The 26,781-nt window shown below is 69.1% G+C and carries 23 protein-coding genes; 8 read left to right on the forward strand and 15 right to left on the reverse strand.

Annotated features, from left to right (window positions below):
• Positions 1-295: 295 nt before the first annotated feature.
• The 11 genes from ACZ68P_RS07825 to ACZ68P_RS07875 form a co-directional block, all read right to left on the reverse strand.
• Positions 296-1,771, reverse strand: coding sequence for an ATP-binding protein (locus tag ACZ68P_RS07825; RefSeq protein WP_471004010.1), 1,476 nt, complete (start codon positions 1,769-1,771; stop codon positions 296-298).
• Between the two features lies 1 nt (position 1,772).
• Positions 1,773-2,633 (reverse strand): bifunctional DNA primase/polymerase, encoded by an 861-nt coding sequence (locus ACZ68P_RS07830; protein ID WP_471004012.1) that lies wholly within the window; start codon positions 2,631-2,633, stop codon positions 1,773-1,775.
• Positions 2,634-2,928: 295 nt separating this feature from the next.
• The gene (locus ACZ68P_RS07835) at positions 2,929-5,034 is read right to left on the reverse strand and encodes an FtsK/SpoIIIE domain-containing protein (RefSeq protein WP_471004014.1); all 2,106 of its coding nucleotides are present in this window, start codon (positions 5,032-5,034) and stop codon (positions 2,929-2,931) included.
• Between the two features lie 89 nt (positions 5,035-5,123).
• Positions 5,124-5,306 carry a DUF6257 family protein gene (locus ACZ68P_RS07840; protein WP_471004016.1) on the reverse strand — a complete coding sequence of 61 codons (183 nt, stop codon included), beginning with the start codon at positions 5,304-5,306 and terminating at the stop codon, positions 5,124-5,126.
• Positions 5,306-5,470 carry a hypothetical protein gene (locus ACZ68P_RS07845; RefSeq protein ID WP_471004018.1) on the reverse strand — a complete coding sequence of 55 codons (165 nt, stop codon included), beginning with the start codon at positions 5,468-5,470 and terminating at the stop codon, positions 5,306-5,308. Before ACZ68P_RS07845 ends, ACZ68P_RS07840 begins: the two co-directional genes overlap by 1 nt.
• 76 nt (positions 5,471-5,546) lie before the next feature.
• A complete protein-coding gene (locus ACZ68P_RS07850; protein WP_471004020.1) occupies positions 5,547-5,738 on the reverse strand; it encodes a hypothetical protein in 192 nt (63 codons plus the stop codon).
• Positions 5,735-6,112, reverse strand: a complete 378-nt coding sequence (locus ACZ68P_RS07855; RefSeq protein ID WP_471004022.1) for a DUF6251 family protein — start codon at positions 6,110-6,112, stop codon at positions 5,735-5,737. The genes ACZ68P_RS07850 and ACZ68P_RS07855 overlap by 4 nt, the downstream gene beginning before the upstream one ends.
• A 211-nt stretch (positions 6,113-6,323) precedes the next feature.
• Positions 6,324-6,662 (reverse strand): RRQRL motif-containing zinc-binding protein, encoded by a 339-nt coding sequence (locus ACZ68P_RS07860; RefSeq protein WP_471004024.1) that lies wholly within the window; start codon positions 6,660-6,662, stop codon positions 6,324-6,326.
• On the reverse strand, positions 6,662-7,531 hold the full coding sequence (locus ACZ68P_RS07865; protein ID WP_471004026.1) for a DUF2637 domain-containing protein: 870 nt from the start codon (positions 7,529-7,531) through the stop codon (positions 6,662-6,664). The genes ACZ68P_RS07860 and ACZ68P_RS07865 overlap by 1 nt, the downstream gene beginning before the upstream one ends.
• Positions 7,528-8,028 (reverse strand): Pycsar system effector family protein, encoded by a 501-nt coding sequence (locus tag ACZ68P_RS07870; protein WP_471004028.1) that lies wholly within the window; start codon positions 8,026-8,028, stop codon positions 7,528-7,530. The genes ACZ68P_RS07865 and ACZ68P_RS07870 overlap by 4 nt, the downstream gene beginning before the upstream one ends.
• Positions 8,025-8,291: a DUF6284 family protein gene (locus tag ACZ68P_RS07875; RefSeq protein ID WP_471004030.1), complete on the reverse strand. Its 267-nt coding sequence runs from the start codon at positions 8,289-8,291 to the stop codon at positions 8,025-8,027. The genes ACZ68P_RS07870 and ACZ68P_RS07875 overlap by 4 nt, the downstream gene beginning before the upstream one ends.
• Positions 8,292-8,757: 466 nt before the next feature.
• Here ACZ68P_RS07875 and ACZ68P_RS07880 point away from each other — a divergent pair, with 466 nt between their 5' ends.
• Together ACZ68P_RS07880 and ACZ68P_RS07885 are read left to right on the forward strand one after the other, a co-directional pair.
• Positions 8,758-9,594, forward strand: coding sequence for a sigma-70 family RNA polymerase sigma factor (locus ACZ68P_RS07880; protein WP_471004032.1), 837 nt, complete (start codon positions 8,758-8,760; stop codon positions 9,592-9,594).
• 1 nt (position 9,595) lies between these two features.
• Positions 9,596-10,405 (forward strand): protein phosphatase 2C domain-containing protein, encoded by an 810-nt coding sequence (locus tag ACZ68P_RS07885; protein ID WP_471004034.1) that lies wholly within the window; start codon positions 9,596-9,598, stop codon positions 10,403-10,405.
• A 165-nt stretch (positions 10,406-10,570) separates the two neighbouring features.
• Here ACZ68P_RS07885 and ACZ68P_RS07890 read toward each other — a convergent pair whose 3' ends face one another.
• Complete coding sequence (locus tag ACZ68P_RS07890) at positions 10,571-11,860, reverse strand: DUF5677 domain-containing protein (protein WP_471004035.1); 1,290 nt, start codon at positions 11,858-11,860, stop codon at positions 10,571-10,573.
• Between the two features lie 278 nt (positions 11,861-12,138).
• Entirely contained in the window at positions 12,139-13,314 is a 1,176-nt protein-coding gene (locus ACZ68P_RS07895) for an HNH endonuclease (protein WP_471004037.1), read from the reverse strand.
• Positions 13,315-14,090: 776 nt separating this feature from the next.
• On the opposite strand from ACZ68P_RS07895, the gene ACZ68P_RS07900 reads away from it, so the two are divergent.
• Positions 14,091-16,520 carry a helicase-associated domain-containing protein gene (locus tag ACZ68P_RS07900; RefSeq protein ID WP_471004039.1) on the forward strand — a complete coding sequence of 810 codons (2,430 nt, stop codon included), beginning with the start codon at positions 14,091-14,093 and terminating at the stop codon, positions 16,518-16,520.
• Positions 16,521-16,809: 289 nt separating this feature from the next.
• Here the strand turns inward: ACZ68P_RS07900 and ACZ68P_RS07905 are convergent, their stop codons facing one another.
• Complete coding sequence (locus tag ACZ68P_RS07905; RefSeq protein WP_471004041.1) at positions 16,810-19,218, reverse strand: ATP-binding cassette domain-containing protein; 2,409 nt, start codon at positions 19,216-19,218, stop codon at positions 16,810-16,812.
• 989 nt (positions 19,219-20,207) lie between these two features.
• On the opposite strand from ACZ68P_RS07905, the gene ACZ68P_RS07910 reads away from it, so the two are divergent.
• The 3 genes from ACZ68P_RS07910 to ACZ68P_RS07920 all read left to right on the forward strand — a co-directional run bounded on the left by ACZ68P_RS07910 (position 20,208) and on the right by ACZ68P_RS07920 (position 23,434).
• The gene (locus tag ACZ68P_RS07910) at positions 20,208-20,882 is read left to right on the forward strand and encodes an ABC transporter ATP-binding protein (RefSeq protein ID WP_471004043.1); all 675 of its coding nucleotides are present in this window, start codon (positions 20,208-20,210) and stop codon (positions 20,880-20,882) included.
• Positions 20,879-23,149, forward strand: a complete 2,271-nt coding sequence (locus tag ACZ68P_RS07915) for an ABC transporter permease (protein ID WP_471004045.1) — start codon at positions 20,879-20,881, stop codon at positions 23,147-23,149. Before ACZ68P_RS07910 ends, ACZ68P_RS07915 begins: the two co-directional genes overlap by 4 nt.
• 84 nt (positions 23,150-23,233) lie before the next feature.
• On the forward strand, positions 23,234-23,434 hold the full coding sequence (locus ACZ68P_RS07920) for a DUF4287 domain-containing protein (protein WP_471004047.1): 201 nt from the start codon (positions 23,234-23,236) through the stop codon (positions 23,432-23,434).
• Between the two features lie 7 nt (positions 23,435-23,441).
• On the opposite strand, the gene ACZ68P_RS07925 is transcribed toward ACZ68P_RS07920, so the two are convergent.
• Complete coding sequence (locus ACZ68P_RS07925) at positions 23,442-24,638, reverse strand: MFS transporter (protein ID WP_471004049.1); 1,197 nt, start codon at positions 24,636-24,638, stop codon at positions 23,442-23,444.
• A 118-nt stretch (positions 24,639-24,756) separates the two neighbouring features.
• On the opposite strand from ACZ68P_RS07925, the gene ACZ68P_RS07930 reads away from it, so the two are divergent.
• A complete protein-coding gene (locus ACZ68P_RS07930; protein WP_471004051.1) occupies positions 24,757-25,761 on the forward strand; it encodes an ArsR/SmtB family transcription factor in 1,005 nt (334 codons plus the stop codon).
• Between the two features lie 80 nt (positions 25,762-25,841).
• The gene (locus ACZ68P_RS07935; protein WP_471004053.1) at positions 25,842-26,780 is read left to right on the forward strand and encodes an alpha/beta fold hydrolase; all 939 of its coding nucleotides are present in this window, start codon (positions 25,842-25,844) and stop codon (positions 26,778-26,780) included.
• Position 26,781: the final 1 nt, after the last annotated feature.

The raw sequence follows: 26,781 nt of genomic DNA on the forward strand, positions 1-26,781 counted from the left end.
CGTGGTGACGCAGGTGACGAAGGGTGACGCAGAGATTCGGGCTCTGCGTCACCCCTTTTCGTGCAGGTCAGGTGCGGTTTTCGGGGTCGTAGTGACGCAGGTGACGCAGCGTCTTTCTACTTAGGAAAAAACGGGGGTTGTGTCTGTTGTTGTGCGCGCCTTCGAGCGTGAAGGGGAGCCGCGAAGCGGCACGCCCTTTGGGCGGCGGCGAGCCGCCGAAGAGCAAGAGGAGCACCCGAGCGCCAGGGGGCGGGGTGCTCCTCTTGCTTGTGCGCGAGGGTCTCGGTGGCGGGGGTTAGAACGCCGTCTGCTGCTCGTCGGTGGGGGGCTTGGGCCGGATCATCTCGATGAAGCGGGCGGCCTTGGTGCGGCCCCAGTCGACCAGGACGCCCCGCGCCGCCAGGACGGGCTGGAGCCGCTTGAGGCGGTCGGAGAGGACCTTGCCGGTGGTGGGCCAGCCCTTGGGCAGGGGCCGGAACTCCCCTTCGTCGGTGTAGAGCTGGGTCAGGGCGTGCAGCCACTCGGCGGACGTCATCCGTACCTCGGTGCCGGGCTCGGTACCGGCGGCGTGCTTGAGGACGGTCTGCGCGAGAAGGTCGCCCTCGATGACGTCGTCGTTGAGGTCGTCCAGGCTGGCCCGGTAGGCGTCCAGCGCGCCGAAGTTCCGGGCGGTGTCGAGCTGCGCGCACAGATGGGCGAAGTCGGCCATCCGCAGGTCGGTGGGGATGTCGGCCTGCGCGGCACGGACCTCAACCGCCAGGTCGAGGACGGAGCCGAGGATCACGGGCAGCGCTTCGGCGAACTCCGCCCACAACTCCGCCTCGGTCCGCCGCACCCTCGGACGCTCCAGGCGCAGGGGCAGGAGGCGTTCGGCGAGGTCGGGGCGGATGACGCCGACGTCGATCCCGGTGAGCAGCATCGGCCGGCGGTAGCGGGAGCGGACGACGTCGCCGTCGGTGAACAGGGCCCGTTTGATGTTCTCGGCGCCGGTGACGATGCAGCACATCAGGTCGGACAGGTCGGGGCCGAGGTGGGAGAGGTTGTCCAGGCCGGTGACCCACCCGGCGGCGACGGCGGTGATCAGGTTCTCCTCGTCCTTCGGGGCGCGCCGGAGGTCGCCGCTCATGCCCTCGATGATGCGGACGAGCATCTTCCCGGCGGTGGACTTGCCCGCGCCCTGCGGGCCGGTGAGGAAGGGGGCGGGGACGGGAGCGTTGGGGCTGAGGCAGCCGACCAGCCATGCGAGGGCCAGGGATTCGGCGCGGGCGTCGGTGAAGTTGCACAGCCGCATGAGCAGGTCGATGCCCTTGCCGTTGGTGTCCTTGACGGGGAGGGGGAGTTCGCCGGTGAGCTGGGTGCGGCGCCAACAGACTTCGCGGGGGTCGGGGATGGTGATGTCCCAGCCGGTGGGGTGGATGCGGACGGACTTGCCGTCGTCGCGGCCGAGGTCGAGCCAGGTGGCGCCGTCGAATCCGGGGGCGACGCGGATGTGGATGGGCTGGACGTCCTCGGTGAGCGCGAGTGCTTCGATCAAGTCGAGTGCCTCCTTCAAGGCGGTTCCGTTGAAGACGCCGAGCCCATCGCGGAACAGGCCGACCATGAGTTCCTGGCGGTGGCTGCCGGTGGTGCCCTGGGAGCGGATGGGGCGGGCGACGGGGTGTCCGTTGCGCTGGGCGTAGACGGTGCCGTCGACCGTGCGGAAGTAGCGGAAGTGCTCCCGCGCGTAGTCGCTGATGATCTGGCGCGCCGGGTTCTTCTCGTCCTCGGACATGTCACATCCCCAGAGCCGTGGCGGCGTTGGTCCAGGCGGTCTCGCAGTGCCGGGCGGATTCACCCTTGGCCTGCGCCGCGCAGAACAGGCGCATGATGTGCGCCTCGGTCAGGCAGCCGCACCGGCCATGGGCGGAAAGCACCGCCAGGAACGTCCGGTACACGGTCGCGTGGACCGCGCTACGCGCTTCGCTGATCCGCTGCTCCGCCATGGCAATGCCACGCTCCAGGAACACGGGCGACCGGTGCGGGCACTGCCCGCCCCTGGCCGGCGCGGGCACGCTGCACCGTGTCGGGTGGAGGGCGGCAGGCGCCTTCACGATCAGGGCGCGGACAGCCTCGGGCAGGGTGGCCATCGCGCCGGTGCCGGGGCCGAGCCACCGGGCGTAGGACATGGCCGACTTGATGTCGACGCCCGGCCGGACGCCGTTGGCGGACTGCATCGTGCCCCGGTAGATCCAGTGCTCGCCCCGCGTCGTCGGGACGGTGCGGGTCGGCGGCAGGCTCTTGCGGGCCCACGCGATCGCGTCGGCGTCGTCCAGGTCGACCACGGTGACGCCGGCGCCGCCGGGGTGGTAGGCGACGGTCTCGGCGTGCTGCCACGCGGGCTCCCAGGCCGGGGAGGTGAGGACGCGCGTGTGGGTGGTGGCGGCGGCCCACCCGTGGCAGGGCCGGGGGCAGGCGCAGGGGCCGGGGGTCTTCATGTTCGGCCGGCCGCCGCATGCGTTGTCGGTGCAGGCACGGCAGTTGCCGAACGGCACCTTCCCCGCCCGCAGCGGCAGGACCGGTACCCCGGCGGCGGCCAGGCGTAGAGCGAGTAACTGCCGCTGGCCGTCTCGCCGGATGAGGGTCGGATGGGTCATGCTGGTGTCTCCAGTTCTGTTGCTGGTGGACGAGAGCGGCCCCGGACTTTGGCGAGACGGGGGCCGCTCTCGGCGTTCGTGGGGACGGCAACCGGAACCACTGATTGCGGTCGCCCAGGGAGGCGGGTGCACCCCCTGCCGGGTGGCTTGTGGAGGGGGTTTCCGCAGGTGGTGGCGGAGCGCATCCCTGCCTCCCTGATCGACTGTTTGTGCAGGTCAGGGCCAGGGAGGCGGGTCAGGGAGGGGTTCAGGGAGTTCTCCCTGCCTCCCTGCCGCTTCGGGGGTCGGTTTCCTGTCATGCTTCGGCGGAAGTGGAACCATCGGTGCGGTTGGCGAGGGCGCGGGTGACGCGTTCACGGCCGACGACCATGCGGCCGTCGGACTTGTACGGCTCGGCGCCGGCGTCCTCCAGGACGCGCTTGAGGTCGCCGGGCGTCCAGCTGCCGTAGGTCTTCTCGCTGAGCGCGGACAGCCGCTTGAGCACGTCTGCCGTCAGGACCCGGGCGGTATCTCCCAGGACGGTGGCGATGTCGGCGAGCGCGTCGCGCTCCTCGCCCTGGTCGATGACGTGCACGGTGGTGACCCCGTCCCGCAGCGCCTTCGCCCGCTCCGCAACGAGTGCGGCCGTGTCGGTGTCGATGAAGTGCGTGCGCACCGTGATCGACGGCTGCCCGGCCGGGATCTTGATGCCGTCCGACGCGACCACGACGGTGCCCTTGTCCAGGCCCTGGCGCAGCATGTGGGGCGCGGCGCCGCCGTCAACGGCGCTGTCCCCGAGGGCCATCCGGGCCTGGGACTCGGTGCCGAGAACGAGGGAGACGCGGGTGTGGGCGCCCTCGCGGACCAGCTTGGGCAGGTTCTCGTTCGTCGGGTCCTGCGTGCCCTGCCACATCAGCACGTCCACGGCCCGGCCCTGGTTGTGAATCTTGCGGACGGCCTGGAAGTAGCGGGACGTGGCCTTCGTGCCGCCGTAGGGCCGCTTGTCGTCTCCGACGGCCGGGCACATGAACGCGATCTGGGCTTCGTCCACGAGGCAGATCAGCGGCGTGAACTTCGTGCCAGGCGGGGCCTGGATGCGCCGTTCCATCTCCGCCACCACCGCCTCGACCATCTCGGTCGCCTCGATGACGTGCTCGTCGGTCGGCCCCTGGCTCAGGACCGTGGCGATCCCGTCGAACATGCCCCAGTCGCCCACACCCTTGAGGTCGGCGATCCGGAACTCCACAGAGCGGTCCAGCGCGAGCCACAGGGCGAGGGAGCGCACGGCGGCCGTCTTGCCCTGGTTGGACTTTCCCGTGATCAGCAGGTGCCGCTGGTACACGCTCAGCTCGGCGGCGTCCCCCCGCAGGTCAAGGCCCCACGGGGCCTTGCCCTTGACGTAGTCGGCGCTGATCGTCTCATCCGTGGTGAGCGGCGAGGGGCCGATGGGCTCGTCCAGGGCGCCGGAGTCGGCGATCCACAGCCGCACGGTGCGGGCCGCTTCGGGGATCGTGATGAACACTTCGTGCTCGTGCCGGTTGAGGTTCTCGGCGAGCTTCTTGCGCCGTCCCCGCACCTCCGCCGTCGACACGCCCGACGGGAGGGTGACGTCGACCTCGACACCGCATCCGGCGATCCGGATCGGGCCGAGCATCGCCGCCCCGGCGTCGCCCATCTCCTTGATGGCGTTGCGCAACGGCGCGATGCCCAGGTCCCGCAGGGCGGTGACGACGATGGACGGGGTGATCGGCGCCCCGGCGTCGTCGCTGCGCGAGTGGGCGGGAAGTGCCCACTGCGGTGCAGCGCCCCGGTGCCGGCCGACCGCCCACACCCCCGCCAGCGCCAGCCACGGCCCGACGGCGACCAGCGGGCCCCACAGGATCGTGACCAGGGTGACGAGCAGCCGGATCAGCTCCACCAGCGCCATCAGCGGGGTGACGACGTCGGTGATGTCCTTGTTCGCTATGGCCAGCGCGACCCCGATCGCCAACAGCGCGCCGATGCCACCGCCGGCGCCGTAGGCGGCGCCCTTCACCAGCTTCTCCGGGGCCATCAGCAGATCCATGCGCCGCTTGTGCCGCTGCTCGCGGAAGCGGTGCAGCCGTTCCTCCCAGTCGCCCGCGGCTTCGTAGTTGCCTGCCGCCTCGGCCGCGCGGAGCAGCCGTTCGTAGCGGGCACCGGTCCGCCCGTCCCACGCCCGACGCGTGACGATCCGGGTGCCGCCCAGGACGTAGGAGCCGTGGCGGACGACGGCCCGACCGGCGCCCTTGGTGCGGTCATGCGTGACGACGTGGGCGACGACGCGGCCGGTGCGCTTCCACACCCGGACGGGCTTGACCGGCTCCACCACGGCCAGGGCGGGGGCGGTGGTGGGGTGTTCGGTCTGGGGGTCTTTGAACAAAGGGATGACGTTCTCGGTCATGCTGGGGTTCTCCTGCTGCTCGTGAGGGCGGAGGGATGGGCCCGGGGCGGTCGGGATGCTTGGCGGCTGTCGGCCGCCCCGGGGCACCGCTACTTCTTGCGCTTGGCGTCCTTCTCGGCGCGCCTACGGGCGCCCTCGATGACGCGCTCGACCTTGCGTTCAAGGTCGGCCTGGTGGACGTTCTCCCCGGCGATCGAGCGCTTGGCCATGCGGGCGACGTTCCACGCGATCCGGGCGTGCTCGCCGGCGGTCAGCTTGGGGTGATCGGCCATCACTTGCCCTCCGCGTTCTTCTGGTGGGCGGTCTCGGTGAGGGCGGCGGCGTGGGCAAGCTGTGCCCACACGGCGGCCTCGGCCACGATCCCGGGCCACTGGTCGCGGTAGACCTGCGCGGCCAGGAGCTTTTCGGCGCGTTCGCGGTACTCGTTGCTGGTCACAGCGGACGTTCCTTTCCGGGGCCGGGCTGTCCGGCTCCCCACCCGCCCCGGGGCATCCGGGGCGGACAGGCAGCCGTCAGCGGCGGTGGCCGGCCTTGTGCCGGCGGAGAGCCCGCTTGCAGTCCGGGCACTTGCGCTCCGGTCCGTGGCCGTCGACGGGCGGCGGGATGATCCGGCCGCAGATCGCGGGGGTGACGCCCCGCTGCATCTGCGGGTGGCACTCCGGACAGTGGAAATGTGAATCGAGGACGCCAGGCACGGCGATCACCGCTCCTTCCGGCGGACCCGCTTCAGCGTCTTGGCGGCGTTCCTGCCGTCCGTGCCGCCCACGGTCTTCACGACCGAGACGACGCCCCAGGCGAGGGCGACGGCGAGGAACGCGAGGATCGCGAGGTTCGCGGCGATCGCGGTCAGCGCGCCGACCAGGAGGGGGCCGAAGTAGACCCCGGCGGCGACCGCGCCGGCGCCGACCCCGGAGCCGAGCGCGAGCCGCTGGACCGTGCGGTCCGGGGCGGCCTGGTGGATGTGCTGGTGGACCACCTGCGGCCCGGCCGACTGATGGACGGCGGGCAGGTGGTCGGCGTAGACGTAGGTGCCGTCGGGGAGCCGCACCACAGGGGCGGGCTCGGGCAGATTGTTCACGGGTTCTCCCTGGTCAGCAGGAGGGCCGCTAGAGTCGCGGCCATGGGGGCAATCGAGATCGAACTGGACCCGCTGCCGTGCCGCTGGTGCCAGAAGTTGATCGAGCAGCCTCGGTGGTGGCGCCCGAAGCGGCACTGCAGCCGTTGGCACCGTGTGAAATCCCGAGTCGCCCAGTTCGTCGGCGCGGTGCTGGGGCTCCTGTAGCGACAACTCAGGCAGCGTTGTGCTGCCCGGGGTAGGCGCAGGGGGTGCACATGCCGAGCGAGGGCGGGATGCGGTATCCGGCATCCCGGCCGCACTCGGGGCAAACCCGCCGGGCGGCGTTCGCTTTGGCGAGCGCCGCCCGTCTCGCTGCGGTCATGGGTCGAACAGGTTTGGCCTGGTCGATCCGGTAGAGATAGGCGACCAGCGGCCCCCGCCGCCGGCGGGGGCGTTCGAGCTGCGCCACGACCGGCTGACCGGCCGGACGCAGCCCCATCGCACGAAGCTGCCGGAACGTCGCCAACCCATCGGGTGCCAGACGCCAGCGGTAGACGGGGACGCTGCCCATCACGCGACCGCGACCGGCTCAGCCGCCTGTCCGGTGGTCCGCTCGGCCCGCAGAGTCTCGCGGAGCATCCGGGCCTTGTCCGGAGAGGTGCGCAGCGCCTTCCTGATGCCTTCGGCAGTCAACTGCTCGACCGGCCACGACTCGGTCAACTGCCGTGCCTCGGCCAGCAGCTCGTCGGCCGTGCGTCGCGGTCGGGTCGATCGGGCCGCCTCGGGGACCCGACCGGTCGCCCGACGCGGGGCCGACTGCTCGGCCGCGACCGCCCGAACCATGACCCGATCAGTCGACACCTCATCGAGCGGGGAATCGACCCGCGCGGGCGGCTCGATCGCTACCGGCTCGACCAACGCGGAGACCAGCTCCGAGGCGGGTTCCGCCACGTCAGACGTAGACCGTTCTGTATCTGTCTGCGCCGATTCCTCCGCATCGGCGGGATCGGCCGGTCGATGGTGCAGGACCTTGGCAACCAGATCGGATCCGAAATAGATCGACCCGACCGGCAGGGAGGTGGCGAGCAGCACGAGCATCCAGTTGACCGGGTCCCAGTCGGCCAGTCGGGTCCAGTCGATCGATTCGCCGTGCAGCTCGGGGACGAGTCCGTGCACGAAGTTGAGGACGAGTGAGGCGGCGGTGTAGGCGGCCAGGACTCGCAGCGCGAACCGCTTGTCCGCCCGATCGGTCAGCACGAGCGTGGCGACCAGGGCGAGGGCCATCAGGCCGTCGACCACGAACGGGTAGAGCCTCGCGCCGGTCTCGTCCGCCCCCACGGCGGTCGCGACGTCTCGCAGCGCGTTCCAGGAGACGCGAAACGCCATGCCGACCACGGCGACCAGGGCGAGGACGAGCAGCGTCTTCCCTGCGCGGTTCATGCCCCACCGCCGATCCGCACCACCACGGCGATCACGGCGGCGAGGGCGAACACGACGCCGGCCGCGCGGGTCAGGTCCACGGCCCTCTGCAGCCGGGCGAACTTCGCCACCGCGATCCGGGCCAGGGCCGCGATGTCCTGCGGCCGGTGGTCACCGCGCAGCTCGGCCCGGATCTCCTCGGCCGTCAGCGTCGCCCACCTAGGGAAGCCGACCGGCGCCGGACCGCCGAGCCGCGGGCGGACCACCGCGAGCAGCACGCCGGCGGCGGCGACCAGCAGCGCGACACCGACCCCGGCCACAATCAGCGTCACGGACGGGAGGTGCAGGCCGGTGACGGCCGTCCAGCACGCGGCGAGCGCCGCGCCGTCGAACGCCAGGAGCAGCGACGCCTTGGTGTCCGTGCGGGCGATCTCCGCCTTCACCTCCGCGTGCGCGGCGGTCAGGTTCGCCTCCACCCGCACCTCGGGCGTGAGCGGAACGCTGGGGAGGGTGCTCATGCGGCACCGCCCGACTGGACGACGCCGGCGCGGTTGGTCAGGTCCCGGCGGGCTGCCATGACCCGGTTGCGGGCCCTGCGGATGCGGCGGGCGTCCAGCTCGGTGGCCGGCCGGTCGATGGTCATGATCTGCGCGTCGAGCAAGTCGACCTCCGCCAGGATCAGCGGCATCTCGTCCTCGATCGCGTCCAGCTCCGCGTCCGACGGCTCACCATCGAACGGGACGGCCGTAACAACGGCCTGAAGTGCAGCGATGAACTTCATTGGGTGTGTTCCTCTCATCCAGGAACGGCCCGAACAGAGCCCCCGGTGTTCCCGCACCGGGGGCTCACGCCGTTAGAACCAGCGATCCGGCTCCCTGCCACCCCGCCCGTACGACCCGAGGACCGGACGGGCGGGGGAGGCAACCGGCCGCAGTCGCGAAGACTGCGGAGATGTTGAGCGCGCGGACCTGTGCCGCGCCGGCCGCCTTATCGAGGAGGCGGCGGCCTCATCACTCATCACGCTGTTCAGTTCTCAAGTAACCGGCGCTTCCTTCGAGCCGACCCGCATGTACGGAGCTCTCAGGGCGCTACCAAATGGCAAGGGGGGATTACCACCCACGCCACCTGGGGCCTCTCCTGTTAAGGGGGGGTTGCCACACAGCTTGGCCGTGCCTAGCGGTTGATGTCAACCCCCCCTTACCATGGGTCTCGGAAGTACTTCTCTGAGCCGATACGCGAGGCGGGACATGATCGAGGAAGTCCGACGGGTCTCGGCGATGCAGGATCACGCCCTGCGCGTCAAAGCTGCCGTTGACCTCATGACTGAGCTGCAGTCCGCCGTCATCGAGACATCACGCATGCGCAAAGAGAGCATCGCGTGGCTTCGGAAAAACGGTCATTCCATGGCCGACGTAGCCAAGCTGATGGGTGTGAGCCGCGCTCGCGTCGCCCAGCTCAAGGACGCCGGCCCGCCGCCGGAGCGAGCGTTCCTCGGAACTCGGCTCGTTCAGGTGTATGTCCCCATGCGGCCTGGGGAGCGCGAGTACGTCGCCGTGGAGGACAGCTCCACAGGACAGAAGATGCTCGCCCTTGCCCAGAATCTCCAGCTGGAGGGGGAGCTGCAATACATCCCTGTCTCGGGTGAGCTAAACCTCAACTGCGACGACCTCGTCATCGTCTGTGGCCCGAAGACATCTCCTGAGGCCGCAGCGGCGCTGAGCGGGGACCCGCGCCTCTCGTTCGAGACTTTGCCTGATGGGCGCTGGGCACTCATTGAGCGCGAGACCGGAAAGGTCCACACGTCACCGAGCGATGACCCACACGAGGCGAAGCCGGCGGACGTGGCCTACCTGGGGAGGCTGCCTCGGCCGGATGGACAGGGGACGTTCCTCATGATCGCTGGGGTCCATGCTGTCGGATCGCTGGGCGTAGTCCACTACCTGACCGAGAACCTCGCCTCCCTCTACGAAGAGGTGGGAACTTCGCCGTTCTCCATGGTCGTGGGGTGTGACTACACCCCAGGAGACAAGTCGGTAAAGGTCAGCCGATCGGAGAGCGGCGTGCTGCTCCATGAGGCTGCCTGACATGCATGTAGCGGCCTTCAGTAGCGCCTGCCCGGGGCGGACCAATGAGGATTTCGCCGCCTGGAACGATCGCGTAGTCGTGGTCGTGGACGGCGCTGGCATGCCTTCGGAGCTGCAAGCGCCATGCGTCCATGGCGTTGCCTGGTTCGCCAGGGCCCTCGGGACAGCGCTGTGTGCGACTGCGAGGGGCAGTGAATCTCTTGTTGATTCTCTCGCTTCGGCGATCAGCCGGACAGCCGATCTGCACCGCGACACGTGCTCAGTCGAAGATCCGCTCTCCCCCTCGGCGACTTTGGCTGCGCTTCGCGTGCGCGAGAGTTCCGTGGACTGGCTCGTGTTGGGGGACTGCACACTCGTCCTGGACCACAAGGTGGCGCCGGAAGTGATTTCTGACGACCGTCTCGCGTCTGTGGCCCAGGAGGAGCGGACGGCCATGAGGGCCGCGCCACAAGGCTCTGAGGAGCGCCGCATCCTCCACAGTCGTCTCGTACAGGTGGAGCGGGCACTCCGGAATCGTCCGGGAGGCTATTGGGTGGCTGCGGGGGATCCCCAGGCTGCGGGGGCGGCGCTTCACGGCACATTTCCCCGAGAGGAAGTCAGGCGGGCCGCCCTACTGACCGATGGCGCGGCGCGGCTGATGAATCTCTTCGCTTTGGCCGACTGGCCAGACTGTCTGGACATCCTCGCAACTCAGGGGCCCCGGAGGCTAGTTGGACGCGTGCGTGACGCAGAGCTGAACGATAACTCTACGGCTCGTTATCCGCGCAGTAAACTCCACGACGATGCGACTGTGGCCTATGTATGCCTATAAACGGCACCGCACCGCCAAGTAGACCATCGCCACCGCACTCACCACCTAAGAAGTGTCTAGGGGGCGCCTTAAGGTGCGCCCTAACGCCCAGCCACTACGGCTATATGGCGGAGCCTGCAGCACCACCAAGCAGGGGGGGCACGCCTTGACGCAACCTTCGGTTATTTACTTGTCGACGAAAGGAAGCTTATTATGTACTGTGTTGGCAAATTCAGCCCCTCGCCCTGGCTGCAGAATGGCCTCTGCGGGAATCCACTTCACTCCTCGCGCAAGTTGTATAACCACACCATGCACCGCAGCAGTGATAGGTCGCCCTTCAGCATCGCCTGAATAAGTACCATCGGGGATGAACCCCATATGGTCCTTTACTTTTTTCTCCATATCGACAGCATTGGCCGGGGGCGTGCCAACCGCGATCAATCCCAAACTCGGTTCCCAGTGAAGCCACCGCGTACCTCCTCCAGGGTATATCGCAAGGATGGTAGCTCCGGACAGAGGCGGCAACTCAGGCCATAGATTTTTGTCAAGCCATTCACATGCCCTCTTGTACACTCCCCACCCTGCGATTAGTTCATTAAGGGAGCGAACCAGATTATCCGCATCGATTCCATGGATCGCATGGATGCGCATACAAAGGTCCCTGAAGAACGAAATCCCCTCCGGGAAGGCCAGAGCAGCCAGCTCCAACGATGGTCCGGTCCTATGAATTACCGAACCTTTCTCCGCCTGAAGCGTTCCTAGCGTTCCTCCTGCACTCCCGTGAGTCACCTGGGAGAACAGGCGGTAGGTGTCATAGTCATCCTCCAAACCATGCAACTTTGCACGAGAGTAGAGGTCTACCTGCGCCCAATCCCTGTTGAAAGAATTACCATGCCGACTTAGCATCGCTCGATGCATTTGTGCGCTTGAACGGCCCAGCTTCCCCCTTCGGTGGGCCTCTCTTTTACGCTGAGCGCCGCCCAAGAGAGGCAGTCTCTTCAGCATTCGGGACAGTATTTGGTGAGTGACCACCTTATGGTCCCCATATCGCTCAGCCGCCTGCGCATCCCCGGCGACGTAGCAATAATTCACGAGGTGCTCGTAAAGCGAACGGGTTGTTCGCGCGGAAGAACGACCGTCACCATCCCAAAGAGCGCTCAAGAGGATGATAAAGTCGTTCAGCGCATGGTTAAATATTGCCGCACAAGACTCCCCGCCAAGACCAGTTCGATACAACTGAGCAGTGAAAAAGTGAAGCTCTTGCGTTACGGAATCCACGACCCCCACGAGAGGGGATAGCTGGTTGTGAAGGGCCTCTTCGACCTCCTTCCCCACGGAGATGCCAAAACGACGTGACGGCGGGACTGAAAGGTCCACGCGACTGAATAGTTCCACGCAGTTCTCCCCACCTGAGGCGCTAATGGCTGTAAGGCATTCTGGCATGTAACGCCAGCCTGTGTCCCGCCAGTTCACCATGAACCCCGCCGGACGTCGCCGCCGCGGTCCGGGAGAACACCAAGGCTAAAAGGTGACCAACGACTACGCCCAGGATGGTCGTTGCGGCGCTGCCATCACCGCACGGGACATCAGCGGCTGATATCACCTCGGTGAACGGCCGTGGAAATCTGCGAACTGGTCACGGTGTCGCGCCGCGGGCTCGCCTGGCGTTTCACCGCTCTCTAGCCCGGTTCAGCTGCGTTGCACACGCCTACGGATCGGAGGCGTGCTGACGGCGCCCGGGGAGGTTGCTCGGGCTACCTCTCTCCGCCCGCACGTGACTGCCATTCCATATAACGCCAGCGGAGGGCCTCGGCGTGTGGGCGCCGAGGCAGCTCACGGAGATGCGGCGTGACGATCCCGAGCTCCTCGAGAGTGGGGCCGTGGGGGCGCGTCACGACGTCGAGGGTGTCCGGCTCGATAGCGAAGAGGTGCGCGTCGTACGCGCGGTGGAGTGCCGCGTTGAGCGGCAAGCCGTTGCGAGGGTCGTCTGTGCCGTCCGCGGCATCGGGCCGAAGGTGCGCCGCCTCGATCATCTCAGGCACGGCGATCCCCGAGAGAGGACAGCGCGGTCCATAGCGCTGAAAGACTCGCAGCTTGAAGCGTCGCTGCCCAGGGCGTTCGCGGACGTTTCGTTGGCTGGCCCGGCTGCGGTTGCCCGTCAAGGAGAAGGGCTGCTGGTCCGAGTCATCCTTGGTCAGCAGTTGTTCCGGCGGACTGTCGCCGAAGCTGATCAGGAAGATTCTGGAGCGCTCTTCCCATCCCTCCACCCACGCCAGACGCAGGATGCGGACGCTGGATTGAGGGGTCGGCTTGGCAATGACAAAGATGGGGAGCTCCAGGGCTGCCGCTGCTTTGGTCGCCGCGACCTCTGACGCATCACGGCCCGGGCCTCGGCCTGTCGTCGGGTAGTGGTAGATCACGTCCCTGTCGCTGATCTCGTCTGGGTAGTGGGCGCCGGTATGCAGGACTCCCATAGTGATGCCGCCCTGGTGGACGGTGTCCGTCCTGGCCTTGTCCATCCAGATGCCTTGCCCACCGCCATAGACGCCGAATGAACGCAGAACCCCTGGCGGAACCTCGCGAAGGTTTTCTGTGAGTCCTAGGTGCGACCAGACCGCGAGACGCCAGGCACGCTCCCCTTCGACGGTGGTAGGCCGTCCGTCGATCACTGTGAAGCCGAGGCGCTCCAGCAGGCGATTGCTGTGATCCCGACCACCGCTGATGACTCGTGCGTCAGGGCCTCCGTGCCCGTAGCGATGAGCCACGTTGGCGACCGCCTTGGCGTCGTACAGCCGGCCGTCGACCTGCAGGTAGTACTGATTGGCACGCTCGAGCTGGTGCCTGTTCAGGAAGGCGTCCCGCCCCTTGTCGTCATACTCGTGGAGAACGCGCCGAACGATGCTGGCATCCGTCAGCCCTGTGGTGGCCATGGGTCCCCTCCGTTGCCTGGTCCGGTGTTGATCGTAAGAAGGGCCTCTGACACTGCGTCGTTCGTTGTCCTGTTCTTTGTCCAGTGCACCGACGGACGTCACCGTTCACCGCCGTACACGAACTCCGTCTGATCAGCCGCAGAACTGCCGCGGACGCTCACGTACAGCCGCGCGGACAGTTGGAAAGCGTGTTGGGGGCAACCCCTCACGAGTTCGAATCTCGTATCCTCCGCCAGTGCCTCACCGGGCACGATGTCGAAGGGCCCCGCAGCTTGCTGCGGGGCCCTTCTTCGTGTGTGGGTGCAGTTCCCGGCTATCACCCGTTGAGGACCGTCTGGCACACGTCGCAGTACATGGCCGCGTTCTGCCCGTACCGCCGCATCATCTCGCTGCAGCCGGCGCACAGCCCGAGCTCCCATGGCGGACAGCCCAGCGCCGCGGCGACCGTCGCCCGCTCGACGGGAGTGATCCACGCCGGTTCGCTGGAACGTCGGGCCGGCAGGCGGGGCAGGGTGAAGCCGCCGGTCGGCTCATCGAGATCGCGAAGAGGCCGGGCATCACTGACGGCTCATTGACAGTCTCTTTCATCTCCGGCATTCACGACATGTCACACGGCATGCCGGGATCATCCGCGCTCCGGCCCATCAGCAGCTCACTCTCCGTGGGTGAACTCCCCACCGAGTGCCGACGGTGGACCCGTCGAATACGCCATCCTTGGCTCCGCTCGGGGCTGCTCTGGTCCCCAGCCGAGTTCCCGGTCTCGCGAGGTGTTCCGCATGACGTCCCGATCCACGCTGACGGCCTGGCTGGCCGGACTCGACGCCCCGCGGCTGGCACGCGTACTCGGGATACGGAAGGACGCCGTGGCGCCACCGGAGCTACGTTCCATGGAGGAGTTGGCGGAACGCCTTCTGCGGCCCGGCTCGGTCGCGCTCGTCCTGCCGCAGCTGGCCCTGCCGCACCTCCAAGTGGCCGAGGTCCTGGCCGCCTTGGGAACGCCCTTGTCGCGCGGTGACCTGGCGAGGGCGCTGGGAGCGACGGCGCCCACCGTCGCTCGGGTGCTGGACGGCGTGCTGGTGGCTCTGGCCGATCACGCTCTGGTCTGGCCGGACGGCGACGGGAAGCTCGCCATGGCCGCACCGCTGCGGCAGGCGTGGGACGCGCCACTGGGCCTGGACGCTCCATTGGAAGAGCTGCTGGAGGGTGTGACCTCCGAGGAGCTGCGCGGCATGCTCGTGGCCCTGGGTATCAAGCCGCCCGGCACGCGGCAGCAGCGTACGGCCGCCGTCCTGGAACACCATGGCGATCAGCAACGCGTCGCCGCAGTGATCGCCCGGGCTCCTTCGGCCACCCGCCGGCTGCTTGAGCGCCGGGCGCAGTCCGCACCGCGACACATGGAGTTCGTCGTGTTCGGAGCCCCCGGGGCCGACTCGCCGGGCGAGCGATGGGCCCTGGACCGAGGGCTCCTGGTCCGGAACCGCCATGGGTACGGGCAGGCCCGTATGCCCGCCGAGGTGACACTCGCACTGCGCGGGCCGGGCTGGTCGGCCCCGTTCGAGCCCTTCCCGCCCGTCGCGGAGCCGGTGTCCGTCACCGCCGTGGAGGTGGACCGGGAGGCGATGGCGGCGGCTGCGGCGTTCGCGGCACAGGCCGCCTCGGTCCTGTCCGCCTCCTCGTCCGCTCCGCCGGCCACGCTCAAGTCAGGTGGGATCGGCGCACGTGAACTGGCCAGAATCGCCAAGGCGGCGCAGGCCGACGGCGTTGTCGTACGCATCACCCTGGAGACGGCGTACTCGGCGGGGCTGCTGGCGGTCGACGGCGACCGCGTCGCACCCACCGAGGAGTACGACACCTGGACGGCGCAGGAACCCGCCGAACGGTTCGCGGAGCTGCTTCAGGCATGGTGGAGCTTGGGACGCACCCCTTCCCAGGCCCGCGACGAGGACGGCAAGACGCTGCCGGCGGTGGTCGGGGCGCCTCCTTGCGACGGCTGCCTGCAGGCGCGACACGGGCTGCTCGCCGCGGCGGCGATGCTCCCGGAAGGGCAGGGCGTGAAGGTCGCCACAGACCTGGGCCCGCTGGTGACATGGCACCGTCCGCTCGCCCACCCGTCCTCCCATGACGAGACACCGTTCGCCGCAGTGATCCGCGAGGCGGAGTTGCTCGGTGTCATCGCCCGAGGCGCCCTCTCCCCCCTCGGTGCCGCCCTGCTGGCCGATGACGCGGAAGGGCTGACCACCGCCTGCCGGCGGCTGCTGCCCGAGGCCACCGGAACGGCCCGGTTCGGCGGCGACCTCACGGCCGTCATCGCCGGCATGCCGTCCGTACGTGTCGCCGAACTCCTGGATTCGACCGCCGACCGGGAGATCAGCGGCACGGCGTCCGTGTGGCGGTTCAGCGCGGACAGCGTCCGCCTGGCCCTCGACGCCGGCCGTACAGCGGACGAGATCTCGGCCGAGCTGACCGCCATCGCCGGCGGGGTCCTGCCCCAGCCCCTGTCCTATCTCATCGCCGACACCGCTCGCCGGCACGGCCACGTGCGCATCGCCCCCGCCGCCTGCGTCGTCCACGGAGAGGAGCCGGCTCTCCTGGCCGAACTCGCCGCCCACCGGGGGCTTGCCGCGCTCGGGTTGCGGCAACTCGCCCCGACCGTGCTCGTCAGCGGCAGCCCGCCCGACCAGACCCTCGCCGCGCTACGGGCCCAGGGCTATGCCCCCGTCGCCGAGGCCGCTGACGGAACCGTACGCATCGAGAAGATCGCCCCCCAAAGGGCCGCCGCCATTCCGGCCCCACGGAAGGCCAGGGGGCAAAAGGGCCCCGAACGCACGGCGTACCGAGCGGCGGAGGCGTCGACGGCCGTCGACTCGTGCGCCATGGCCGCCCGGCTGCTGACCGCCCCGCTGACGGTGCCGGATCCCGACCCCTTCGGGACCGGGGGCCCCTTCCATACGGACACCGAAGAGATTGTCTCCGGGTACGCCAAGCAGTTGACGTACACCGATGTACGCCAACTCGCCTACGCCATCGATGCCGGTACGGCCATCCGGGTCGCCTACGTCGCCGCCTCGGGAAGCTCTACCGTCCGTACCCTCAGCCGCCTCGACCTCGACCCGCCCTACCTCGAAGCCTGGTGCCACCTTCGGGACGCCGAGCGTGTCTTCACCCTCTCGCGCATCCATGAGGTCATGCCGGTGGGGCATGGCTGAAGCCCCGGGGCGCGTAGCGCTCGGTGGGAGCGTCGCTGTCGGGCGTTCCCTTCCCGCCACCTTCATGCATCACCGTTGATGTACTAGGTGCACCTATAGATACACAACGAGGTGCACCGATGAGTCGCACAGTGATCGATCTCGACGACGAACTGCTGGCCGAGGTGGCCAGAGCCCTCGGCACGGGCACCAAGGAGGCGAAGGGCCCCGCAGCTTGCCGCGGGGCCCTTCTTCGTCGACGCGCTCCGGCGGCCCGGAGCCGCTCCGGGCTGAGCCCGGGGGGGCGGGGTCAGGCGCCGACGTAGGCCGCCAGGTGTTCGCCGGTGAGGGTGGAGCGGCCGTCCACGAGATCGGCCGGTGTGCCCTCGAAGACGACCAGGCCGCCGTCGTGACCCGCGCCCGGGCCGAGGTCGATGATCCAGTCCGCGTGGGCCATGACCGCCTGGTGGTGTTCGATGACGATGACCGACTTGCCGGCGTCGACCAGCCGGTCCAGCAGGCCGAGCAGCTGCTCGACGTCCGCGAGGTGGAGACCCGTGGTCGGCTCGTCGAGGACGTAGATGCCGCCCTTGTCGCCCATGTGCGTGGCCAGCTTCAGCCTCTGCCGCTCGCCGCCCGAGAGCGTGGTGAGCGGCTGGCCGAGGCTGAGGTAGCCGAGGCCGACGTCCGCGAGCCGGTCGAGGATGCGGTGCGCGGCCGGGGTGTGCGCCTCGCCCGAGCCGAAGAACGCCTCGGCCTCGGTCACCGACATCGCCAGCACCTCGCTGATGTCACGCCCGCCGAGCCGGTACTCCAGCACCGACGGCTGGTAGCGCTTGCCCTCGCAGTCCTCACACGTGGTCGCGACACCGGCCATCATCGCCAGATCCGTATAGATGACGCCCGCGCCGTTGCAGGTCGGGCAGGCGCCCTCGGAATTGGCGCTGAAGAGCGCCGGCTTCACGCCGTTGACCTTGGCGAACGCCTTGCGGATCGGCTCGAGCAGGCCGGTGTACGTCGCCGGGTTGCTCCGCCGCGAACCACGGATCGGGCTCTGGTCGATCGACACCACCCCCTCACCGGCCGCCTCCGCCTGCCGGGGCAGCGACCCGTGCAGCAGCGAGCTCTTGCCCGATCCCGCGACGCCCGTGACGACGGTCAGCACCCCGAGCGGGATGTCCACGTCGACGTCCCGCAGGTTGTTCGCCGACGCCCCGCGGATCTCCAGCGCGCCCGTGGGCTTGCGCACCGTCTCCTTGAGCACGGCCCGGTCGTCCAGATGGCGGCCGGTGATCGTACCGCTGGCCCGCAGACCCTCCAGCGTGCCCTCGAAGCAGACCGTGCCACCCGCCGTACCCGCGCCCGGCCCCAGGTCCACGACGTGGTCGGCGATCGCGATCGCCTCCGGCTTGTGCTCGACGACCAGGACCGTGTTGCCCTTGTCCCGCAGCCGCAGCAGCAGGTCGTTCATCCGCTGGATGTCGTGCGGGTGCAGACCGATCGTCGGCTCGTCGAAGACGTACGTCACGTCCGTGAGCGACGACCCGAGGTGCCGGATCATCTTCACCCGCTGCGCCTCGCCGCCCGACAGCGTGCCCGCCGGCCGGTCGAGCGCGAGGTAGCCGAGGCCGATCTCCACGAACGAGTCAAGGGTCTGCTGCAGCGCGGCGAGCAGCGGCGCCACCGACGGCTCCTTCAGCGCGCGGACCCACTCCGCCAGGTCCCGGATCTCCATCGCGCAGGCGTCGGCGATGCTGATCCGCTTGATCTTCGACGACCGCGCCCCCTCGCTGAGCCGGGTGCCGTCGCACTCCGGGCACGTCGTGAAGGTGACCGCCCGCTCCACGAACGCCCGGATGTGCGGCTGCATCGCCTCCTTGTCCTTGGACAGGAACGACTTCTGGATCTTGGGGATCAGCCCTTCATAGGTGAGGTTGACGCCGTTGACCTTCACCTTGGTCGGCTCGCGGTAGAGGAAGTCCTGCATCTCCTTCTTCGTGTACCGCCTGATCGGCTTGTTCGGGTCGAGGAAGCCCGACTCGGCGTAGATCCCCACCGTCCACACGTTGTCCGACTTCCAGCCGGGGATCGTGAACGCGCCCTCCGCGATCGACTTGGAGTCGTCGTACAGCTGGGTGAGGTCGATGTCGGAGACCGAGCCGCGCCCCTCACAGCGCGTACACATGCCGCCGGTCCGCTCGTACGTCGCCTTCTCGGCCTTGGTCTTGTTGCCCCGCTGCACGGTGATCGCGCCGCTGGCCCGCACCGAGGCGGTGTTGAAGGAGTACGCGCTCGGCGGCCCGATGTGCGGCTTGCCGAGCCGGCTGAAGAGGATGCGCAGCATCGCGTTGGCGTCGGTGGCGGTACCGACGGTCGAGCGGGGGTCGGCCCCCAGCCGCTGCTGGTCGACGATGATCGCCGTCGTCAGGCCGTCGAGCACGTCCACCTCGGGGCGCGCCTGGGTCGGCATGAAGCCCTGGACGAAGGTGCTGTACGTCTCGTTGATCAGCCGCTGCGACTCGGCGGCGATCGTGTTGAACACGAGCGAGCTCTTGCCCGAGCCGGAGACCCCGGTGAAGACCGTCAGCCGGCGCTTCGGGATCTCGATGCTGACGTCCTTGAGGTTGTTCTCGCGCGCCCCGTGCACGCGGATCAGATCGTGGCTGTCGGCGAAGTGCGGCGCAGGCGACTGCGTATCCGTCCTCTGGGCCTTGCTCATCGTGTTTCCCTCCGTTGGGCGGAAGCCGCGGGCGCGGTCTCCGTCGGCGTCGCCTGGCTCGATCCGACCAGCTGCGAGCAGTATGTGCGGTTTGCGTACGTTGTCGCGGGGCGCGGCACGGCTTGGGGGGCCGGGTCTCACGGTAGGCGGGGGGCGGGGGGCGGCGCTTCTCGAATACTGACCGGGTGGGGGGTGCGGGGCGGAGATGGGGGCGGGGCCCGGGGTGCGGCAGGGACGGTCACCGTCGCTCCCGAACGGACCGACGGACGTCACGCGACAGCCCACCGGCCACCCCCGTACCCGGCTCCCCTAGCTGCGGGCTGGCTGGACGTTACTGCGCAGCAGGCCCGGCGGGCCAGGCATGTCCGGAGGGCGGCGGCGGGCTTTTTCGGCGAGTTCACCGCTTCGAGCGACGTGCGGGGGCAGAGACGTTCCGCCCGCGCGTGCGCCCTGTGATCGTCGGAATACTTTCCGTCACGCCCAGGTGGGCGCTCTCATCTCTGGAGGAATCGTGCGGAAGTTGGCGACGGTGGCGGTGGCGGTGGGGTTGTTCGTCGGGGGGATGGGGGCCGCGGTGGCGGATGGGTGGCGGACGATGCCACATCTGTCGAGCGGCGGTGTGCAGTTCGCTCAGGGGAAGTCCAAGTGGGAACCCAAGGGGCAAAACCATGGAGGGCTTCACTTCACTGGACGGCTGGGCGACACCGACCCCGACGACGGGCACAACGTCTATTTGGACACGAGGGTCGAGGGCTACAGCTGGAAGCGCTTCAGGGGTGTACAGAAGCGAAGCATCTACCTGGACAAGGTGATCTACGACGGTGCCGTCCAGCAGACGGGACAAGCATGGCTTCGCGCCTGTCGCGATCGAGGGTCCCTGCGCCCTGACAACTGCTCGGACCATGTGTACTACGAGCGAAACACCCGCTAATTCGCCGGGCACGGAGGCCGCCGAGGCGGCCTCCGTGCGCAAAGGAGACCGCATCACCATGGACGCCATTCTCTGCGCCAAAGGCGTGGATCTCTTCTACGGAGCGCACCAGGCCGTCAGCGGTGTGGACTTCGCTCTTCAATCGGGCGAGGTGGCCGCCATCATGGGCAGCAGCGGGTCAGGGAAATCCTCGCTGCTGTACTGCCTGGCAGGGGTACTCGCCCCGACGTGCGGCAGCGTTTCCTTCGACGGTGTCGCCTTTTCGACGCTCGACGACGATGCGCTGAGCACCCTGCGGCGGGAACGCTTCGGTTTTGTCTTCCAGTACGGCGAACTACTTCCCGAGCTGACCGCCGAGGAGAACGCCGCCCTGCCACTGCGGCTTGCCGGCCAACGCAAGGCACCAGCGCATGCGGCGGCCGGAGAGGTCCTGGGGCGACTCGGCATGACCGAGCTGCTGCAGCGTCGTACCTCGCAGCTGTCCGGTGGGCAGAGCCAGCGTGTGGCGGTCGCGCGGGCGCTCGTCCACCGGCCGACGGTGGTCTTCGCCGATGAACCGACGGGCGCATTGGACAGCGGCAACGCAGCAGCCGTGTTGCAGGAGTTCCTGCGGCTTGCACGCGATCAGGGGACCGCCGTGGTGATCGTCACTCATGACGCGGCCGTCGCCTCGCACGCCGACACGCGTTACACGATGACCGACGGGCTTCTGGCACGCGAGGGAGCCTCATGAACCCGTTCCTCTTGGGGCTGCGCCTCTTGTGGGGCGGCGGTCGCAAGGGGCGTGCTCGCTTCGCTCTCATGGCATTCGGCTGCTCCCTGGGGGTGGCCTGCCTTGCCGCCGTCCTCACGATCCCCGCGATTCTCGCAGCGCACGACGCGCGAACCATCACTCGCGAGCCGCAGCCAGCTGAGATGGACGGCAGAAGCCCTGACACCGGCCTTGTCTACCTCAGCCACGAGGACGCCTATGGAGCACAGCGCCTGCGCCGCGTCTTCCTCGCCGGGCCGATCTCTACCTCGACCCCGGTTCCACCAGGTGTAAGCCGACTCCCGGCTGCCGGCGAGGTGGTGGTCTCCCCCCGTCTGCAGAAGGTCTTGACGGAACACCCCAATCTGGCGGGGCTGCTGCCCGGTCGGGTGACGGGAACCATCGGGCCGGAGGGACTCACCGGCCCCGACGAGCTTTACGCCTACATCGGCACCACCGCAGACCAGCTGAGGGGCGCCAGTCCACTGCATCACTTTGGTGGCCGGTACCCAAGATTCAACGCGGTAGAAGAGTCCACCCTCGACATCTTGCGGTTCACGCTCGCCTGCGTCGTACTGCTGCCCCTGGCCGTGTTTCTCTCTGTCTGTGCACGTCTCTCCGCCGAGTCACGGGCGCGCAGGCTGGCCTCGCTCCGCCTCGTCGGGTTGAGCATCAAGAACACCCTTCGAGTCAATGCCTCAGAGACCGTCGCAGCAGCCTTCCTCGGGGCGCTCATGGGGGTGGGCGGCTACTTCGCGGTCAACGAGATCATGGCTCGGATAGGGCTGCCCGGTCTCCACTGGTATCCGTCCGACGGACACCCGACTGTCTCAACGATCTCCGTTTGTTTGATGGGCTGCCCCACCCTCGCCTGGTTCGTCGGACGGCACCACGCCCGCCAGGCAGCTCTCACCCCACTCAACGTTCGCCGCAGCGCTGTGCACAGACCACCCAATAAGTACGGCACCTTGCTCCTTGTTCCAGGCCTCGGAGTCATCGGTGGGTACTGCGTCCTCAGCATCCTTGGCAAGGATCCCTCCGGAGGGTCAGCGAACTCGCTCCTCGTACCCGGTGCCGTTCTCCTGACGGGAGCTGGCCTGGTATTCGGACTCGCTCCTGTAACCTCCTGGCTGGCTCGCCGTCTGGCTCGCTCCGCCCGTTCGCTTCCGTTGGCTCTCGCAATGCGCCGGATGGAGGTTGAGCCGGGAAGCTCCCTGCGAGTCGTGACTGGCCTTGTCCTGCTGGTCTACGCGACGTCGCTCACGCAGGGCGTACTCGTCGAACTCAGTCAAGTGAGTCGTAACACCTCGCCCGTCCAAACCTATCGCCTTCCTCTGGCCGAACTCTCCCCTCAGCAGCGCGAAAGAATGGTGAGGGTGAAGGGGGTTCGGAGCCATGCCGTCGTTACGCGATCCTGGACGCCTGACAGCGACGCATTTGGGCCAACGATCTACGCAGCCGTCGGTAGCTGCGCCCAGTATGCAAGTTTCACGAGATCGGTATCCGACTGCGTCGACGGCAAAGTTCTCAGGCTGAGCCACGCGAACCTCTCGAAAGAACAGAATTCGCAGCCGCTCCTTTCCTATCCTTTCCTGCTGGACAATGGCAAGAATTTCACAGTCACGGTTCCGAAGCAGGCCGCAGTCGTCCATAATTACGAGCTGGCCGGTATCAGTCCAGACGTACTTGTTCCGCCCTCCCATCTCCCACCCGGAACCCTACTGGCGGACAGCGATCTCAACCTCCTCAGCAGCTCTGACCCCGAAACCGTCCGCAATGTCCTTGACGGCATCGGGGCCATCGCACCCACCGCCAAAGTCCAACCCGTCGGCATCCACATCGAAGCCCTCCAGCAACTCACCGTCATCCGCAGCCTCCTCGCCGCCGGTATGGTCCTCGGGCTCGTCATCAGCGTCGCCGCCTTCGTCGTGTCCGTCGCCGATCGGGCCATGGAGCGGCGGAGTCAGGTCACCGCTCTCGTGTTGCTCGGGGCTCGGGCCGGGACGTTGCGGGCGGCGCAGTGTGTGCAGGTTCTGGTGCCGTTGGGGGTCGGGTTGGGGGCCGCCGTGGTCACCGGGTGGCTGGCCGAGTCGAGTTATCTGATCACCGGGGGTGGGGCCGTGCACTGGGACTGGAGTGGGCTGCCGTTGCTCCTGGCCTGCACGCTGGGGGTGCTGGTCGCCGCCGGGGTCGCGTCGTTGCCGCTCGTGCGGCGGCATGTCGATCCGGAGCACATTCGGCGCGACTGAACCGATGAGTTCCGCCGGCGGGTCCGGTCAACTTCGTAGAAGAGCAAGCGCGACGCGAGACTCACGAGCCGAGAGGTGCCGACCATGACCCAGCCCGTCAAGGGACCCGCCAGCTACTTCCCCTCCATCGAGAAGAAGTACGGGCGCCCGGTCGAGGAGTGGAAGGAGCTCATCCGTGCCTCGCCCCTGACCAAGCACATGGAGCTCGTCTCCTGGCTCAAGACCGAGCACGGCCTCGGTCACGGCCACGCCAACGCCCTGGTCGCCCACACCCTCGCCGAGTGACGGGTCCTCACGCCGCCAGGGCGTGGGCCGTGCGGTGGGCGACGCGGCGCGTGAGGGTGAGCGTCGCGGCCGCCGAGAGGAGGCCGGCGGTCAGGGCCGTCCACCAGAGGGCGGCCGGGCCCACGGCGGTGTAGAGGGTGACTCCCAGGGTGAGGGCGGCGAAGCGGGCGACGCCCCAGGTCCAGCCGAAGGCGCCCTGGTAGCGGCCGCGGGCGTGGGCCGGGGCGAGGTTGGCGACGACGGCCGCCGCGATGCCCGCGACGCAGACCTCGCCGAGGGACCAGACGACCACCGAGACCGTGTAGGCCACGACCCCGTCCGCAGCGCCGGTCAGGGCCACGCCGACGGCGATCAGGGCGCTGCCCGCGCACTGCACCGGCAGCTGGGGCAGCCCGGCCAGCCGCGCGGTCGCGAACGGCTGCAGGACGACCACGAGCACCGCGTTGACCGCCGCCATCACCCCGTACACCGCAGGGGAGAGCCCGCTGTCGTGGATCGCCAGTGGCAGGGCGACCTCGGTGAGGGAGTACACGAACAGCTGGACACCGAAGAGGGGCAGGAGCAGCAGGGCCAGCCTGTCCCGGAGCACCACTCCGTAGCCGGTGCCCTCACGGCGGACATCCGCCCCGGTGCCCTTCCGCCTCGGCGGCTCGGGCAGGCGCGTCGCGACCACCGCCGCGTAGATCAGCATCGTCGTGATGTCGACCGCGAAGAGCAGCCAGTACCCCCGCGCCGCCAGGAAGCCGCCGAGGACGCCCGCCGCCGCCGTACCGATGTTCACGCCCCAGCCGAACAGGGCGTACGCGCGCTGCCGGCGCTCCGCGTCGACCGCGTCGGCCATGAGCGCGTACGCGGCCGGCCCCACCAGCGCACCCGCCGCGCTGACCAGGAGCGCGGCGGCCGCCATCGTCCAGACGCCGGGTGCCAGGAACAGCGCGCCCTGTGCCGCCGCCGCGCCGAGCAGGCCGATGAGCATCGTCGGGCGCCGGCCGATCCGGTCGGCGAGGACGCCGCCGAGCGCCGGGCCGAGGAGGTTGCCCGCGCCGAGCGCGCCGAGGACGTACGAGGTGTCGGTTCCCGTGACCCCTCGCGCGGCGAGGAGGAAGACGAGGAACGGGGTGACCAGATGGCCGAGCCGGTTGACGATCGTGCCGGCGAAGAGGGTCCAGACGGTGGACGGAAGACCGCGAAAGGGGGAGCGCATGCGAGGAGGGTGCGCCCCGCCGACCCCGCCGATCCATTGATTAAGCTCAGACCGAATCAATGCCCGGTTCCGAGGGCGATGTGGCGGACGGACGGACGGACGGGGAACGGGACATCACATGGAGTCGGGACTCAGCTTCTCGGCCGCGGACCTGGCGCAGACCCGGTTCGCCGTCTCCCCCATGTGGGAGGTCGTCACCGGTTTCCGGCTGCTCCGCGAGGAGGCCGTGCCGCCGCCGCACCGGCGCTGGGCGGCGCAGGTACGGCCCCGGCTCGCCAGGGCCGGGCTGGACCGGGGGTGGCTCGCCGAGCTGGTGCCCGCCCGCGGTTACCTCGCCGACTTCCTCAACCCCACGCCCACCGGCCCCTTCCCCGCCCTCGCCGACGAACTCGACGCGATCCGCCGGACCCCGCCCGCGCGCGTACGCGGCGACCTCGCCGCGCTCGGCACCGAGCGCCCCGCCGGCCACCGGCCCTCCCCCCGCCTCCGGCTGCTCCACGAAGCGCCCGAGACGGCCCTGGTGAAGGTCGCCGCCGAGATCGAGATTTACTGGGAACTGGCCCTCGCCCCCTACTGGGCCCGCATCCGCCGGCTCCTCGAAGCCGATGTCTTCCACCGCGCCCGGCAGGTCGCCGAGCACGGTTCCGCGCGCGTCCTGAGCGAACTCCACGAGACCGTGCGGTGGGACGACGGCACCCTGCGCCTGGTCCGGCGCCACTGCGCGCTCTCCCGCGACGAAACGGGCTCCGGGCTGCTGCTCATCCCCTCCGTGTTCGCCTGGCCGCGCGTCCTGACTCGTACGGTCGCTCCCGAACCGCCCCAACTCGCCTATCCCGCACGGGGCATCGGCACCCTCTGGGAACCGCGCCCCGCCGCCGCCACCGACGCCGTCGCCGCCGTCCTCGGCCGCTCTCGTACGCTCCTCCTCACCGAACTCGACACGCCCGCGTCGACCACCCAGCTCGCCGCCCACTCCGGCCTGTCGGCGGCCGGTGTCTCCCAGCACCTCACCGCCCTGCGCGACGCCGGGCTCGTCACCGCCCACCGCAGCGGCCGGTCCGTGCTGTACGCCCGTACCGCCGTGGCGGACGCCCTGCTCACTCCCACGGGAGAGTCCGTATGAGAGAGGCCGGGGATCAGGCCGGGGATCAGACCGGGAAGCAGGCCGGGGATCAGACCGGGATGCACGCCGGGGATCACGTCATGAATCCGGCCGGGGAACAGGCCCGGTCCGCGCGCACAAGTGCCATCGACCCGGCCCGGCCCGCGTCGCCGCACACGGGCGCCACGAACCCCGCCTGGTCCGCGCGGACGGTCGTCCGCGACGGTGTGCGGCTCTCCTGCCGCGACTGGGGCCTGCCCGCGGGCCACGGTGGCGGGGGCTCACGGGAAGCCGTCGTCCTGCTGCACGGGCTCGCCGGGCACGCCGGCGAGTGGGACACCCTCGCCCGCCTGCTGCACGCCGACGGGCACCGGGTCGTCGCCGTCGACCAGCGGGGACACGGCCTCAGCGAGCGGCTCCCGCAGGACACCTCGCGGGCCGCGTACGTCGCCGACACCGTCGCCGTGCTCGATCACCTCGGCCTCCACCGGCCCGTCCTCGTCGGCCAGTCCCTCGGCGGCCACACCGCCCTGCTCACCGCCGCCGCCCACCCCGGCCGGCTGAGCGGCCTCGTCCTGGTCGAAGCCGGCCCCGGCGGGCCGAATCCCGGCGTCGCCGACGAGATCGGCGGATGGCTCGACGCGTGGCCGGTCCCGTTCCCCTCCCGGGACGCGGCCGTACGGTTCCTCGGCGGCGGCCCGGTCGGCGAGGGATGGGCGGACGGGCTGGAGGAAAGGGACGACGGCGGCCTGTGGCCGAGATTCGATCCGGGCGTCATGGTGCGTTCCCTTGCCGAGAACACCACCCGCTCCTTCTGGGACGAGTGGCGGGCCGTCGACTGCCCCACCCTCGCGGTCCTCGCCCGGAGCGGCATCGTCCCGGCCGACGAGTTCGACACGATGACCCGGCTGCGGCCCGGCACCCGGACCGTGAGCGTCCCCGGCACCGGACACGACCTGCACCTGGAACGACCGGACGTCCTCCATCGTCTGCTGGCGGACTTCCTCGGCCCTTGCCTTGGAGCGCACTCCAATTCGTAGG

The sequence above is a fragment of the Streptomyces sp. NPDC036822 genome, assembly GCF_055609145.1.

What these genes read in the sequence shown, in the direction of transcription:
- ACZ68P_RS07935 (WP_471004053.1), top strand. Translation starts at nt 25,842, where the DNA reads ATGAATCCGGCCGGGGAACAGGCCCGGTCCGCGCGCACAAGTGCCATC.
- ACZ68P_RS07920 (WP_471004047.1), top strand. Translation starts at nt 23,234, where the DNA reads ATGACCCAGCCCGTCAAGGGACCCGCCAGCTACTTCCCCTCCATCGAG.
- ACZ68P_RS07915 (WP_471004045.1), top strand. Translation starts at nt 20,879, where the DNA reads ATGAACCCGTTCCTCTTGGGGCTGCGCCTCTTGTGGGGCGGCGGTCGC.
- ACZ68P_RS07890 (WP_471004035.1), bottom strand. Translation starts at nt 11,860, where the DNA reads ATGGTGAACTGGCGGGACACAGGCTGGCGTTACATGCCAGAATGCCTT.
- ACZ68P_RS07880 (WP_471004032.1), top strand. Translation starts at nt 8,758, where the DNA reads ATGATCGAGGAAGTCCGACGGGTCTCGGCGATGCAGGATCACGCCCTG.
- ACZ68P_RS07905 (WP_471004041.1), bottom strand. Translation starts at nt 19,218, where the DNA reads ATGAGCAAGGCCCAGAGGACGGATACGCAGTCGCCTGCGCCGCACTTC.
- ACZ68P_RS07875 (WP_471004030.1), bottom strand. Translation starts at nt 8,291, where the DNA reads ATGAAGTTCATCGCTGCACTTCAGGCCGTTGTTACGGCCGTCCCGTTC.
- ACZ68P_RS07885 (WP_471004034.1), top strand. Translation starts at nt 9,596, where the DNA reads ATGCATGTAGCGGCCTTCAGTAGCGCCTGCCCGGGGCGGACCAATGAG.
- ACZ68P_RS07910 (WP_471004043.1), top strand. Translation starts at nt 20,208, where the DNA reads ATGGACGCCATTCTCTGCGCCAAAGGCGTGGATCTCTTCTACGGAGCG.
- ACZ68P_RS07930 (WP_471004051.1), top strand. Translation starts at nt 24,757, where the DNA reads ATGGAGTCGGGACTCAGCTTCTCGGCCGCGGACCTGGCGCAGACCCGG.
- ACZ68P_RS07870 (WP_471004028.1), bottom strand. Translation starts at nt 8,028, where the DNA reads ATGAGCACCCTCCCCAGCGTTCCGCTCACGCCCGAGGTGCGGGTGGAG.
- ACZ68P_RS07925 (WP_471004049.1), bottom strand. Translation starts at nt 24,638, where the DNA reads ATGCGCTCCCCCTTTCGCGGTCTTCCGTCCACCGTCTGGACCCTCTTC.
- ACZ68P_RS07900 (WP_471004039.1), top strand. Translation starts at nt 14,091, where the DNA reads ATGACGTCCCGATCCACGCTGACGGCCTGGCTGGCCGGACTCGACGCC.
- ACZ68P_RS07835 (WP_471004014.1), bottom strand. Translation starts at nt 5,034, where the DNA reads ATGACCGAGAACGTCATCCCTTTGTTCAAAGACCCCCAGACCGAACAC.
- ACZ68P_RS07830 (WP_471004012.1), bottom strand. Translation starts at nt 2,633, where the DNA reads ATGACCCATCCGACCCTCATCCGGCGAGACGGCCAGCGGCAGTTACTC.
- ACZ68P_RS07895 (WP_471004037.1), bottom strand. Translation starts at nt 13,314, where the DNA reads ATGGCCACCACAGGGCTGACGGATGCCAGCATCGTTCGGCGCGTTCTC.
- ACZ68P_RS07860 (WP_471004024.1), bottom strand. Translation starts at nt 6,662, where the DNA reads ATGGGCAGCGTCCCCGTCTACCGCTGGCGTCTGGCACCCGATGGGTTG.
- ACZ68P_RS07865 (WP_471004026.1), bottom strand. Translation starts at nt 7,531, where the DNA reads ATGAACCGCGCAGGGAAGACGCTGCTCGTCCTCGCCCTGGTCGCCGTG.
- ACZ68P_RS07825 (WP_471004010.1), bottom strand. Translation starts at nt 1,771, where the DNA reads ATGTCCGAGGACGAGAAGAACCCGGCGCGCCAGATCATCAGCGACTAC.
- ACZ68P_RS07840 (WP_471004016.1), bottom strand. Translation starts at nt 5,306, where the DNA reads ATGGCCGATCACCCCAAGCTGACCGCCGGCGAGCACGCCCGGATCGCG.